Source organism: Actinotignum urematis (assembly GCF_051264595.1).
Classification (GTDB): domain Bacteria; phylum Actinomycetota; class Actinomycetes; order Actinomycetales; family Actinomycetaceae; genus Actinotignum; species Actinotignum timonense_A.
Genome location: NZ_JBOZBG010000002.1, coordinates 171851 through 184798, shown reverse-complemented (window position 1 = coordinate 184798; position 12948 = coordinate 171851). Strand labels below are relative to the sequence as shown.

At 62.5% G+C, this 12948-nt stretch carries 10 protein-coding genes; 5 read left to right on the top strand and 5 right to left on the bottom strand.

The features are described from left to right. The first annotated feature begins 5 nt into the window (after positions 1-5). Positions 6-1085 carry an acyltransferase family protein gene (locus ACRQDJ_RS02045; RefSeq protein ID WP_087070498.1) on the top strand — a complete coding sequence of 360 codons (1080 nt, stop codon included), beginning with the start codon at positions 6-8 and terminating at the stop codon, positions 1083-1085. A 61-nt stretch (positions 1086-1146) separates the two neighbouring features. Here ACRQDJ_RS02045 and ACRQDJ_RS02040 read toward each other — a convergent pair whose 3' ends face one another. Continuing rightward, positions 1147-2034: a glycosyltransferase family 2 protein gene (locus ACRQDJ_RS02040; RefSeq protein WP_284896451.1), complete on the bottom strand. Its 888-nt coding sequence runs from the start codon at positions 2032-2034 to the stop codon at positions 1147-1149. A gap of 189 nt (positions 2035-2223) precedes the next feature. Between ACRQDJ_RS02040 and ACRQDJ_RS02035 the strand changes: the two genes are divergently transcribed. Together ACRQDJ_RS02035 and ACRQDJ_RS02030 are read left to right on the top strand one after the other, a co-directional pair. After that, entirely contained in the window at positions 2224-3561 is a 1338-nt protein-coding gene (locus ACRQDJ_RS02035; protein WP_284896453.1) for a hypothetical protein, read from the top strand. 63 nt (positions 3562-3624) lie between these two features. Then, positions 3625-4614, top strand: a complete 990-nt coding sequence (locus ACRQDJ_RS02030) for a glycosyltransferase family 2 protein (protein ID WP_284896454.1) — start codon at positions 3625-3627, stop codon at positions 4612-4614. Between the two features lie 74 nt (positions 4615-4688). On the opposite strand, the gene ACRQDJ_RS02025 is transcribed toward ACRQDJ_RS02030, so the two are convergent. Then, entirely contained in the window at positions 4689-5483 is a 795-nt protein-coding gene (locus ACRQDJ_RS02025; RefSeq protein WP_284896455.1) for a hypothetical protein, read from the bottom strand. Between the two features lie 12 nt (positions 5484-5495). Next, the gene (locus ACRQDJ_RS02020; RefSeq protein WP_284896457.1) at positions 5496-6767 is read right to left on the bottom strand and encodes a gamma-glutamylcyclotransferase family protein; all 1272 of its coding nucleotides are present in this window, start codon (positions 6765-6767) and stop codon (positions 5496-5498) included. Between the two features lie 216 nt (positions 6768-6983). On the opposite strand from ACRQDJ_RS02020, the gene rfbB reads away from it, so the two are divergent. Together rfbB and ACRQDJ_RS02010 are read left to right on the top strand one after the other, a co-directional pair. Then, complete coding sequence (gene rfbB, locus ACRQDJ_RS02015; protein ID WP_016443166.1) at positions 6984-7976, top strand: dTDP-glucose 4,6-dehydratase; 993 nt, start codon at positions 6984-6986, stop codon at positions 7974-7976. A gap of 213 nt (positions 7977-8189) precedes the next feature. Continuing rightward, positions 8190-9356 carry a nucleotide sugar dehydrogenase gene (locus ACRQDJ_RS02010; RefSeq protein ID WP_284896459.1) on the top strand — a complete coding sequence of 389 codons (1167 nt, stop codon included), beginning with the start codon at positions 8190-8192 and terminating at the stop codon, positions 9354-9356. A 117-nt stretch (positions 9357-9473) separates the two neighbouring features. Here the strand turns inward: ACRQDJ_RS02010 and ACRQDJ_RS02005 are convergent, their stop codons facing one another. Both ACRQDJ_RS02005 and ACRQDJ_RS02000 read right to left on the bottom strand, forming a co-directional pair. Then, complete coding sequence (locus ACRQDJ_RS02005) at positions 9474-11855, bottom strand: N-acetylmuramoyl-L-alanine amidase (protein ID WP_284896462.1); 2382 nt, start codon at positions 11853-11855, stop codon at positions 9474-9476. 174 nt (positions 11856-12029) lie between these two features. Next, on the bottom strand, positions 12030-12887 hold the full coding sequence (locus ACRQDJ_RS02000) for a glycosyltransferase family 2 protein (RefSeq protein WP_284896465.1): 858 nt from the start codon (positions 12885-12887) through the stop codon (positions 12030-12032). Between the last annotated feature and the right edge of the window lie 61 nt (positions 12888-12948).

The following is a 12948-nucleotide window of genomic DNA, read 5'->3' as shown; positions in this document are numbered from 1 at the left end:
AACGTATGCGCACATGGCTTGACCCCCGCAATAATTCGCTGAATCTGATTCGGCTTGTTTTTGCGCTGATGGTACTTTTCCACCACGTGGGGCCGGTAACCCAGCTCGTCGGGGAATTCGAGATCACCCCCGGCGAATCCGTGGGTGCCTGGGCTGTTTTCGGTTTCTTTATGATTTCCGGGTATCTCATTACCGCGGCCCGGCTGCGTTCAGACGTGGGGCGCTACCTCAAGAACCGCGTGGTCCGTATCTTCCCGGCCTTCCTGTTCATCAATGTGGTGACGGCGTTCCTCCTCGCGCCCTTCGTCTATATCCTCGACCACGGCACCCTGGATGGCTACCTCACCACCGGCCCCACGCCGATCAGCTATATCCTGGGCAATTTCTTCCTCTACATGAACCAGTGGGGCATCGCGGATACCCTCCACAATGTCCCCTACCCCATTGCCTGGAACGGCTCGCTGTGGTCGCTCTACTACGAGTTCGTGTGCTACCTCATTGTGGGCGCGCTACTCACCATCCCCTTCTTCAAGCGGCATATCTGGCCCACGGCCGTGATTTTCCTGGGCACCTGCGCACTGCGGGTCTTCCTCCCCACCGCCACGGTCTACCTGGGCACCATGAACGGCACCCTCGACCAGCTCTCGCGGCTGCTGCCCTTCTTCTTCGGTGGCTCGCTGCTTTTCCTGGCGAAAGACCGCCTCAGCCTCACCACCTGGGGTGCGCTGGGGGCAACGGTTGCGGCCGTGGCGATTATGGTGGTGGCTCCGCATTCCGGGCCGCAGATTTCCGCGCCCCTCCTCACCTACGTGCTGCTGTGGATCGGGCAGACGCTCCCCTCCCCGCGCCTCTTCCAGGTCCACGATTTCAGCTACGGCATCTACATTTGGGGCTTCCCGCTCACCCAACTACTCACCCGCCTCGGCTTGGCCGACGCGGCGCCCTACCTGGTTTTCTGCGCGGTTCTTTTCGTGCTCACCGCCCTGGGCGCGGCATTCTCCTGGTTCCTGGTGGAACGGCCCGCCATGCGGGCTTCGCGCGGCAAAAAGAATCCCTTCGGGGAGTTGCGCGCGCCGGCGCGCTAGTGGGTGCGAAGAAGCGCGCTGCGGGGCGTGCGCCGTCGTATAAAGAACGACGACGCCGGGCCTAGCTGCCGAGCAGGTGACGCAGCAGGGTACGTACCCCGGTGGAGCTGCGCTCCTTGAGGGCCCGCGGCAGCAAGGTGGCGGCGTAAAGGCGCGAGGTGGCGTGCAACCGGGCCGCCCGCTGGGCCTTGGTCCAGCCGCGGCGCTTCATCTCCTCCGCCGCGAGCGCGAAATAGCGCCGTTCCCCGGCGAAGCGGGTGCCGTCCAGAAGCTTGGAGGCGGAGGCGGAAGAATCGTGGCGGCGGTAGCGGAAGCACACCGTGGGCTCCACGAGCATAGAGGCGCCGGCGGCCAGCATATCGACAACGATAGCGAGATCCTGGATGAGCGGGAAACCGGGGCGGAAGGGAGTGGCGCGAATGGTCTCGGTGCGGAAAACGAGCGAGGGCCAGTAAAGCCAGTCCCCGGTGAGAAGTACCGCGGCCGCACCTTCCCCGGAAATAACATTGCCCATCCGGGTGGAGCGCTTGCGCAGGGAAGTTTTGATACGGTCCCCGAGCGGAGAGATCACGGTGCCCTGAGCGTCAATGGGGCGCACCCCGGGCTGAATAATATCGATGGTGGGGTGGGCGGTAATAGCGGCCTGGATGGTAGAAACAAAATTCGGTTCCATGATGTCGTCGCAGCCCATGAACATCATGTACTCGGCGGTGGCTAGCTTCAGGCAGGTTTCGTAGTTTTCGGTAATGCCGCGGTTCGTTTCGTTGCGGATATAGGTGATGCGCTCATCACGCAGCTGGGCGAAGTAGTCGGGAACGCTCTTATCGGGATAGCAATCGTCCACCACGGTGAGCTTCCACTCATCGCTATCCTGGGCCAGGACCGATTCCACGGTTTGGAAGAGGTAGTCCGGGTTCCCCCAGAAGGGCAGCATGATATCGAGGCGCATCGGGCGTGATCCTTTCTGTGGCGAAGCGGCTTTCCGTTTCGCCGCCATCCGTACTAGCGCCTATTATGGCACGGGCGCGCTCAGGGCGCTGGTCCGGGCGGGCTGTGCGTAACGCGCCGTTAGCACGCCTGCCCGAAACGCCGCGCACCCTATACTTAAGAAATCCTGCGAAGAGAAAGGCCATCCGTGATGTCCACCGCCGCTGGCCAGAACTCAGAAACTGCCGGGGCTGCGCTGCCCGTCGCCTTAGGGGGTGCCTCCGGGGCACTCTCCGGTTTCTTCATTACGGTGGTGAGTGCGCGCTCGCTCTCCCCTGCCGATAACACCCTGTTTTTGACCTTCTGGGCCGCCCTTTTCGCCATTATTGCCATCGTGGCGGGCCTTCAAAATGAGGTGACGCGGGCGGTGCGCCGGGACCGGGTGGAGGGCGGCGAACGGATGGACAACCCTGAGCGGGTGGAAAACCGTGACGCCGGAGAAAGCCGCGCGGGCGTAGCAAGCCGCGGGGGTGTGGATTCCGGGGCCGCGGGCCCGCGCTACCGCACCTCGCCGGTCCTCATCTGCGCGGGGGTGGGCGTATGCGCCGCGGTCCTGGTGCTGGCTGCCACGCCGCTGTGGCTGCGGGTCTTTCACGGGTTTTCCGGGCGCGGGCTCCTCATTGCTTTTATTGCCCTGGGGGTACTTCTCAATAGCGTGCATTTAGGGCTCCTTGGAGTTTTCGCGGGGCGCGGGAAATGGAAGGTTTTCGGTACTCTCACGTCGCTGGAGCCGGCCCTGCGTTTCCTCTTCATCGCGGTGGCCGGATATCTCAGTCTTGCGCTCCACCTCTACGCCCTCGCCTGCGTGCTGGCCTGCGGTACCTGGCTGCTGCTCAGCGCCGCGCCGGGGGTGCGGGCTTTGGCACGCACCCGCATTAATATTGCGCCGCGGGGTTTGGTGCGCCGCCTCCTGCTGGCCATGGCCGCGACCGGGGCCAGCGCGCTTCTTATTAACGGTTTTCCGCTCCTCATGAGCCTGACCACCGAGCCGGTGGTGTTCTCTAAAGCAGCCCCGCTCATTCAAGCGGTGTCCGTGACTAGGGCTCCCCTCATGCTTCCCCTGGTGGCTTTCCAGTCCATGGTGATCACGGTCTTCGTCCAGCACCCCGAACGCACCCGCGGCTATTTGCTGCGTCTGGCTGTTATTGTGGGCGGAATTGGCGGGGTTGGCGCCCTGGCCGCTGCCGCGTGCGGCCCGTGGCTCATGGCGGTTATTTTCGGGCCGGCTTATGCGAATACTCCCCTGATCCTGGGCTTCTTGGTGCTTGCTGCGGCCTGCCTGGCTCTTCTTACCCTGACCGGGGCGGTGGCACTGGCTGCCGATCACCACCGGCTCAATATTCTGGGCTGGTGCGTGGCCCTGGTGGTCTCCGTCGTCATTATGCTTCTGCCCGTTTGCCTGGAAACGCGCACGGTTGCCTCTCTGGTGGTGGGCCCGCTGCTGGGGAGCATCTGCCATATCCTCGGCCTGGTGCGCCGCACTCGATAGCGCGCTAGCGCCGGAGCGGCGCGCGGGTACCATGGAGACTACTGAGCTGACCTAGGAGGAAACATGGCACGGGTATCCGTTATCACTCCCGCCTACCGCGGTGAGGACACTATTCGGCGCGCGGTTGTATCGGTCCTGGGCCAAACCATGCCCGATGTGGAGCTCATCGTTGTGGATGATCACTCCCCGGATAACACCGCCGGCGTGTTGCGCGACCTGGAAAAAGAACTTGCCGATTCCCGCCTCACCGTGATCTACCACGAGAACAATACCGGGGTCTCCGGGGCCCGGAACTCCGCCCTTGAGCGCGCGTCCGGGGACTATATTGCTTTCCTTGACGGGGATGATTACTGGGAACCCACCTATCTGGAACGGATGCTGCGTGAGGTAGAAAGCGGGCCCGATACCGATGTGGTGTGCTGCGGGCGCACTATTCATCTTTCCAACGGCCAGACGCGCACCGAACACTCCCGTTTCCTCGGCACCCTGGCGGGCCCGGAGGCGGTACGTGCTTTCCTTACCGATAACCTCACCCCGTTCCTCTGGGATAAGCTTTTCGCCGCTGCTACTTTCCAGGGACTACGTTTCCCCGAGCATATTCACCGCGGGGAAGATCAGGTTGTTGCCGCGATAGCGCTTTCCCGGGCCCGGCGCGTCACCTCAATTCCCGATGCCCTGGCCAATTACGTGGTGGGCACCCAGTCTCTCACTTGGGGTCGCGTTCCCGATCCGCAAGAATACGAGGATGCCGCACGTTTCCTAGCCGAGCAGCTCGGGCCGGAATGGATGGCAGAACCGGAGAACCTTTCCGCTTTTTTGGTGTACCGCACCCTCGCCATGATGATCTTGGCGCAATCGGCCATGCGTTCGGAGAAAGACACCGCCGATATTGTGCGTGCGGCACGGCGTGCTATTAGCTTGCCCATGCTGCGCGCTACCGCGCAGGCCCGCCCGCAGCTGGCAGCCGGAGCCGCCCTGCTGCGTACCTGCCCGGCGCTCTACCGCAAGATCTACCTGCGCTACGTGCGCAGCACCTACGCCATCGCGGATTAATAGCGGATTGGGAGCAGAGTAGGAACGGCTTAAGAGCGAATTGGGAGCGGCCTAGGAGCGGATGAGAGCGGCGCTTAGAAAGCCCAGCGCCATCCCGATCCCGGCACGCCCCAGGGATTGTAGACCAGGTAGCCGTGCTCCAGGGAGGTTTCCAGGACCACCTTGCCACCCGCGTTTTCCCCCGGGTTGATAAAGGGGGTGACCCGCTCCGCGGTGGAATAACACCCGTAGGATGCCACCGTGTGGCTATCTTCCTGGATATTTCCTTCCCGGTCCGTGAGATGGAAAGCATCCCGATCCAGGGTGAGGAAGGGAGCATCCGGGTCGTAGGAAGCATAATCAGCTGCCATCTGCGCGCTGAGATCAACCACGAGGAAGGTGCCGTTCTCGGGAGTGAAAACAGCTGGCTCCGCGATGCGCGAGGGGCACTCCTGTGCCCGGGTAATATCCGTGACTGTCAAAGTGAATGCCGCCCGAGTGGCGCCGTCGACCGAAAGACCTACCGGCACCCCAAGCTGAGCTTCCACATCTCCGCTGGGCGCAACCGTAACCGGGCGTCCGCCTTCCGAACCGTCAGAACCGTCAGAACCGTCAGAACCGTCGGTCACTGCGGCCCGGTCTTGCATAGTGCGATTCCCGGTAGTGGATTCCCCGGAGACTCCCGGAACGCTCGGCGCGGCGGTAGCCACCGGAATTGGGGTCACCGGGTCAGGATCGCCCACCGCAACGCTGGAGCATCCGCCTAAACCAAGAACCGCTACCGCGCCGATAATGGCGAGCGAGCTCCCTAGTGCCCGGCGGCGCAGGCCGGGGATGGAAGAAGGAGTGGTGTGAGAATTCTGCATCGTCTCATCGTCTTTCTTTTTCATGACTTCATCCCCTTAGAAGCGGTGGAAATCGCCGTGGGGTACAACATAACCCCAGCGCCGCGCGAAATCCTGCCGCCATTTCGTTGCCACGTACATCCACGCCGGCCCATCCACGGTGGTGACGAGGTCACGGGTGTAGTTCATATAGGCAGGGTTCTTACCCGGAACATAGCCTTCCCAATCATCCATTTGGGCCACTTTGGCATCGTAATTCCACGGTCCGTACTTCAAGAGGTCGCCGCGCAGCCCGTGCGGGCCGGGAAGAGCCCAGGGCCACGGATTCCACCGCGGGCCGGTAATCCACAGTTCATAACCCGGCACCCAACTTTCTTTGATACCGGAGTAGTTATTGACCACAAAGGCAGCTTCTTCACCCTGGCGCAGCGTTCCGTAAACCAGGATGGGGTACCCACCGGAATTAGGATCAAGGGTGGGCGGGCGCTCGCTATTGGGAGCCGGCGGCACATAATCGCGGCGCACCGCCAGGGTGTCCACCCCGTCACGGTTCCAGTCACCCACCAGAACGTTATCCCCGTGGCGCCCGTAAGAGAATTCGGTCGAGGCATTCCCACCGGACACGGTCGAATTATTGACGTAGTACATATTGCCGCGGCGCACCGCGAAACTATCGATGCCATCTCCGTCCCAGTCACCCACGAGGACGGTGTCACCGTGGCGCCCGAAGGAGAAGACCGTGAAGTTCTCATCATCGTCGAGCACATTGCTGACATAGAACATATTGCCGCGCCGGATGGCGAGGGTATCGGTGCCGTCCCCGTTCCAATCCCCCGCGATCACTTCATCATCGGGTTCACCAAAAGTGAAGGTATGTTCCCCGCCCCCGGTGGTGAGCTCATTGCGCACGAAATACGTATTGCCGCGGCGAATAAGAACGGTATCTCCCACTACCGCATCCCAATTGCCGATAAGGAATTGATCAGTGGGCAGCCCGAATTTAAAGTGGATATCCGCATCCCCGGACAAGAAGGTGTTCTTCATATAGAAATCGGAACCGCGGTTCACGCCCAAGGTGTCCCGCCCGTCGCCATTCCAATCCCCGGTGAACACCACGTCCGTATGCCGCCCGTAGGACATCTCCATATCGGCAGTACCCGAGGTGAGAGAGTTTTTGAAGAAATAGTAGTTTCCCGCGCCTTCGTCCAAAGCGGGCGCACCCTGCGCTGCCGGCATGAGCCCCAGTGAGCTCACGATCAGCGCCAGCGCTGCGATCACGCCAACCAGCAGCCCGGGGGTGCGGGCGCGCGCGTATGAATACCTCTCCAAGAGAACCTCCTCGAGTTGTTCGCGCCCCGGAGTGGTGCTAAATCCAGGCCGCGATGCGTGGACGATAGTTCCAGCCTAAACCCTCCGGGCGGCACAATTGTGGAGATCGCCCGTGTCGCCCTCCTACTGAAAACTATGGCGCGGCGGGATGGGCTGACTCCTTACCCCGCAGTTCCGGGTAGAATTAGCCAGGAACTGACCCACGAAAGGAATAATATGCGTGTCCTGGTTACCGGCGGTGCCGGATTTATTGGCGCGAATTTCGTTCACCAAACTGTCGAGGATTATCCGGATGCCGAAGTTGTCGTCCTGGATAAACTCACGTACGCGGGTAATCCCAAGTCCATTGAGGGCCTGGACCGCGTCACCCTGGTCCAGGGCGATATTGCGGATATGGATACCGTTGACCCCCTGGTCAAGGACTGCGATCTGGTGGTGAATTTCGCGGCGGAATCCCATAACGATAACTCGCTCGTTGATCCCTCCCCCTTCATCCGCTCCAACCTGGTGGGCACCTACACGATTCTGGAAGCGGTGCGCCGCCACGGGGTACGCCTCCACCATATTTCCACCGACGAAGTGTACGGGGACCTGGAGATTGACGAACCGCGCCGCTTCCAGGATGGCGATCCCTATATCGCTTCCTCCCCGTATTCGGCTTCCAAAGCCGGCTCTGACCTGCTGGTGCGCGCCTGGGTGCGTTCCTTCGGGGTGGAAGCCACCATCTCCAATTGCTCGAATAACTACGGCCCCTACCAGCACGTGGAGAAGTTCATTCCGCGTACCGTCACCAACCTCCTGGACGGTATCCGCCCGCGTATCTACGGCACCGGCCTCCAGGTGCGCGATTGGATCCACGTGCGCGATCACAACGTGGCCGTGTGGGAGATCATCAATAAGGGCCGGATCGGGGAAACCTACCTCATCGGCGCGGATGGCGAAAAGAATAACCTCGAGGTCGTCAAAATGATCCTCCAGGAGTTCGGCCGCGAACCCGATGATTTCGATCATGTGAATGACCGCCCCGGCCACGATCAGCGCTACGCCATTGATAATTCCAAGCTGGTGGAAGAAACCGGCTGGCAGCCGAAGTTCAAGGACTTCGCCGCGGGTCTGCATGACACCGTGGAATGGTACAAGGCCAATGAAGAGTGGTGGCGCCCGCAGAAGGAAGCCGTGGAGGCCAAGTACGCCAAGACCGGCCACTAAAGCGCCCCGCCCCGGCCCTCGTGCGCTGCCTGCATGAGCCGGCTTTCCGCTGCCCCGTTCGCACTTCTCCGATGCGCACCCTGAGTGCCACGAGGAGCGCGAGCGGGGCAGCGCTATGCGTGGGAGCCTCGCCGCGGCCCCCCTTCCGTGTCCCACCGGGCCGCCGCGCGGCAGTCCGGCTATACTGAACGCAACCCAAGAGCTAGGAGCATCATGCAGATTGCTGTGATCGGGCTGGGCTACGTGGGCTTGGCCAACGCCGTCCTTCTTGCCCAACACCACGATGTTGTCGGATCGGATCTCAATCCCGCGAAAGTGGATGCGATTAACGCCCGCACTTCCCCGATCCAGGATGCCAAAATCGAAGAGTTCCTCGCCACGAAGCCGCTTTCGCTGCGGGCTACCACCTCGAATATTGAGGCGCTTGCAGGTGCTGATTACGCGGTGATCGCCACCCCCACCGATTACGATACGGAGACCAATGCCTTTGATACGGCCTCTGTTGAAAGTGCGATTACGCAGGTCGCTGAGGCGAATCCCGGTGCCGTCGTCGTTATTAAATCCACTATCCCCATCGGTTTTACCGCGCGGATGCAAGAAACGTTCCCGCAGTTGCGCATCGTCTTTTCCCCGGAGTTTTTGCGCGAGGGTAAAGCGCTGCACGATAATCTCAACCCTTCGCGCATTGTTGTTTCGGGCGACGACGCCGCAGCTGCCCACTTCGCCCAGCTGCTGAGCGAGGGAGCTGAAGCGCGCGACGTCCCGATTATCCAGGTGGGAACCCGGGAAGCCGAAGCAATTAAGCTCTTCTCCAATACGTATCTGGCCATGCGGGTCGCTTATTTCAATGAGCTGGATTCTTTCGCGATGGCGCGCTCCCTCAACGCCGCGGAGATTATTCGCGGGGTGGGTCTCGATCCGCGTATCGGGGATCATTACAATAATCCTTCCTTCGGCTACGGCGGCTACTGCCTGCCCAAGGACACCAAGGAATTACGCGCCGATTTCGAAGGCGTGCCCGAAAATCTCATGTCCGCGATTGTCGAATCCAATGACACCCGGATTGACTTCCTGGCTACCCGCCTGGCGGGGGCCGGCTACGCCACGGTGGGGATCTACAAGGTCGCCATGAAATCGGGCTCGGATAATCACCGGGCTTCGGCAGCCCTCAGCCTCGCGGCGCACTTGCGGGCGCGGGATGTGGAGGTGCTCGTTTACGATCCGGCACTGAAACCGGGCGGTCTCGGGGATATTCCGGTGCTGGATTCCTGGGAGGAATTCCAGGATCGCGCGGAGGTGATCATCACGAATCGCCTGGATGGCACCATGCCGGAAACCTCCACCCCGGTGCTCACCCGCGATATCTTCGGGCGGGACTAAAACCGGTAGTCAAGCGCAGCGGCGCGCTTAGGCCTAAAGGTACGGGCCGGGGATCTTGCTTCGTCGTGAAGCATCCCCGGCCCGTATGTTGTGACCGAAACTCGTGCCTATCGGTACTTAGCGCGAGCGCACCACCCCGAGGGTTTGGCCGCCCCGGCCGTCCCAATCACCGAAGATGACCATATCGCTGTGGCGCCCGTAGGTAACATCTTCGGTCACCTCCGGGCCGTTGAGCGGGCCGCGCACCACGTACACATTCCCGCGGCGCACCACGAGGGTGGAACGCTGGGGCTCAATCTTCGCGGCGAGCACCTCATCGCCCGGGTTCCCGTAGGCCATTTCCTCGGAGACCGCGCTGGTGGCCAGGTTATCGGTGAAGATAAAGACGTTGCCGCGCCGCACCGCCAGGGTGTCCACGCCGTCGCCGTTCCAATCGCCCACCAGCCAGGTATCCCCCGGATTACCGAAGCAGTAGACCTTATCGGCCGGGCCGGACGTGAGGGAATTGCGCACGAGCAGTAGGTTGCCGCGCCGCACCGCGAAGGTGTCCACGCCGTCGCCGTCCCAGTCGCCTACGTACACTTCGTCATCGGCACGCCCGAAGCTGAAGACCCGGGTGGCAACCCCGGAGGCGAGGGTATCGCGCACGTGGAAAATATTGGAGCGGCGAATCGCCAGAGTATCCCGCCCATCAGCATTCCAATCCCCGGTGAGGATTTCATCGCCGCGCAGGCCGTAGTCCATCACAATATCGGCGGTGCGCCCCCAGCCATTAGCGAGGAAGAAGCGCGGTGGGAAAGGTGCCACATTCGAGGACGGGCGCGGATTGCTCGGCGCGGGCGCCGGCGGAGCGGGCGGGCGCGGTGCCGGTGGCTGAGTGGGGCGCGGCGCGGGCTGCGTCGTCGTACCACCACCGGAACGCAGCTGCGTATAGATACGGTAGGCGTTCTCACGAATGGAGCCGATGGAATCGTAAATCGTGCCTGGGCAGGAAGTATTGCCCACATCGCGGTGCCCCACGATACGCGGCATCGCTTCGCCGGAACGGTAGCGCGCCGAATTATTGCGCTGCGGAATGGTCAGCGAGGTGGTGCCGCGCGGATCCAGGCCCGCGAGCGCGAATTTCCAGCCGGCCACATCGGCGAGGGTGTTAAGAATGGTTTGCGAGGGGCGGTGGTCCGCGGTGAAGGTGCCGAGCACGGACACACCCATGGTGCCGGTATTGCGCCCAGCGGCGTGCGCGCCAATCGCCATGGTGCCATCCTGGGATTGCAGGGTGCCGTAGCGCCCTTCCCATTTCCCGCCGTACTTATCAACGATCACGTTATAGCCAATATCGCCCCAATCGCGAGTGACGGCGTGGAACGCGTAAATCCCGCGGATAACACGCGGTACCCCGGCCTGGGTGTAGTTATTCGAGCCGGCGGTGTGGTGGATAACCATGCCCTGGAAGGTGGCGTATTCCACCGGCCAGGTCATGAGGGAGCCGTCCGCGCCCCAATCGGCGCGGGTGTGGATCCCGCGGGTGCCGATGCGATTAGTCCAATCGCGGGCGGTGGGAAGTAAGCCGTTCGCCACCACGCTGCCCTGCTCCAGGGTGCCCCCACCGCGCGCGGCGGAAAGCGAAGCACCCAAGGCAGGAATCTCTTCCTCGCCCTCTTCGGGATTGACCACCGGATCGGTTTCCGTTCCGCGTTCGGGCAGAATCGGCGCGGTTTCGGCCTCCTCCACCTCCACGGTGTCACCCTCGGCGGTGTAGGCAATATCGATGCGCAGGCCGGCCGGGAGCGGGCCCTCGCCCTGGGTAATACGCACCTGAATCCCGGTGGACTCCCCCGAGACGTTGTATTCCGTGCCGGGCCGTTCGCGCTCGGTTTGGGATTCCTCGCCCACTTCGTACCAGTCCGACCACTGCTTCCCGTCCAGGGTGCGCATTTCGATAGAGGCACCCTCGGGCAGGCTCTCCCCGCGGTTCCAGGTCAGCCCGGCCACCGCGAAGGGTTCGTCCACCCGCACCGGGCTGGTGAAGACGGCGTAGTTGTCGGCCAGTTCCGCGCCGTCCGCACTATCCTCGGCCCCGTTTTCGGCGCTTTCGTTTTCGGTTCCCGCGGCGCGCAGTACATTCGTGCGCACCGCATTCGGTACGACGCCGCCCGCGCGCCCGGCACTCGCTTCTTGGGCAGGCTCAGCTTCCCCGGTGGGGTGCGAGGCCTCGGTGGGATGCGCTGCCTCGCGCGGCTCGGCTTCCTTGGAAGAGTCAGGCTTGCTCGCTGCTTCTTCCTCGATTTGTGCGGTGGCGGTGGTAGTGAGATCCCCCGCTTCGGTTGTTAGCGGAATAACAATACTGCCCTGTGCATCATCGTTCTCGGCAAAAGCGTAGCCCACAATCGGGACGGCAAGGCCCGCACTCGCGAGCGCCAGCACGGTTCCTAGAACAAGACCGCGACGTTTGGTCATTTTTCCCTCCGGTTCACGCCGCCCGCCACGATGAGAACTCATACGGGCAGCTTCCAGACTTACCTTACGGCAAAAGTCCCAACTTTCACACCCTTAACTCCGTTTTACTTTAACCTCATAAAAATACATCGGTGTTATTCGATTGAGGTCTCGGAGTGAGGGGTGGAGCCGCCTCGCGGATACTCGCAGCTCCACGTTGATTTTAATACGTTTTAGTTAGTGGGAACGACGACGCGCCGCGCGCGCCGCCCGCACGTGCAGCTGCGCCCGCAGCGCGAGCCCGCCCCGGATCGCCCAGCGCAAGGGCGCCTGCCAGGGGCGCGCGTAAACGCTATCTATATAGTGCGCCGCGCTGCGGTGGTGTTCGCGCAGCATGGCGGCCGGTTGGTCTTTCCAGGAAGCACCCTGGGAGTGAACCACTTCCGCTTCGGGGAGGAAAACCGAGTGCCAGCCCGCCCGGGCCAGGGCCTCCCCCAGGGCCACATCCTCGAAGAACATGAAATAGGAATCATCGAAACCGCCCACGGCTTCGAAAGCTTCCCGGCGAAGCAGCAGGCAGGCCCCGGAGAGCCAGTCCACCGGGTGGGCGCGGGTAACATCCGCATTGGAGCGGTAGGAGCGGGAGAAAGGATTATTCGGCCAGATATTCCCGAGCAGAGCGTGCCCCACCCCGGAAACGATGCGCGGGAATTGGCGGGCCGATGGGTAAATCTCCCCTTCCGGAGTGCGAATGAGCGGGCCGAGCGCGCCGGCCCGCGGGAAGCGTTCCGCCCCGCGCACCAGGGCATCGAGGGAGCCGGGGGTGAACACCACATCGGGATTGGCCACCACCAGCCATTCGCCGGTAAAGCCCTGGGCTCCGCGGTTGGCGGCCCGCCCGTAACCGATATTTTCGCCGGTGCGCACCACCTGCGCCCCGTGGGCGCGGGCTACCCGATCCACTTCGGCGTGCTCGGAACCGTTATCCACAATGATGCATTCGTGGGCTTCCTGCAGGGCTTCCGGGAGGGAGGCGAGAAAAGCTTCCAGTTCCGGCCCGGGATTGAAAGCCACGGTGATGACACGAATGCGCATGGTCCTAGCCTAGCCGAGCGCGCCGCTGCCCGCCGCCGCACTCGCGCCGAGGCCGTGCGCA

Excerpts from the sequence above, each read along its gene's own strand:
- ACRQDJ_RS02045 (WP_087070498.1), top strand. The coding sequence starts at position 6 with ATGCGCACATGGCTTGACCCCCGCAATAATTCGCTGAATCTGATTCGG.
- rfbB (WP_016443166.1), top strand. The coding sequence starts at position 6,984 with ATGCGTGTCCTGGTTACCGGCGGTGCCGGATTTATTGGCGCGAATTTC.
- ACRQDJ_RS02005 (WP_284896462.1), bottom strand. The coding sequence starts at position 11,855 with ATGAGTTCTCATCGTGGCGGGCGGCGTGAACCGGAGGGAAAAATGACC.
- ACRQDJ_RS02040 (WP_284896451.1), bottom strand. The coding sequence starts at position 2,034 with ATGCGCCTCGATATCATGCTGCCCTTCTGGGGGAACCCGGACTACCTC.
- ACRQDJ_RS02035 (WP_284896453.1), top strand. The coding sequence starts at position 2,224 with ATGTCCACCGCCGCTGGCCAGAACTCAGAAACTGCCGGGGCTGCGCTG.
- ACRQDJ_RS02030 (WP_284896454.1), top strand. The coding sequence starts at position 3,625 with ATGGCACGGGTATCCGTTATCACTCCCGCCTACCGCGGTGAGGACACT.
- ACRQDJ_RS02000 (WP_284896465.1), bottom strand. The coding sequence starts at position 12,887 with ATGCGCATTCGTGTCATCACCGTGGCTTTCAATCCCGGGCCGGAACTG.
- ACRQDJ_RS02010 (WP_284896459.1), top strand. The coding sequence starts at position 8,190 with ATGCAGATTGCTGTGATCGGGCTGGGCTACGTGGGCTTGGCCAACGCC.
- ACRQDJ_RS02025 (WP_284896455.1), bottom strand. The coding sequence starts at position 5,483 with ATGAAAAAGAAAGACGATGAGACGATGCAGAATTCTCACACCACTCCT.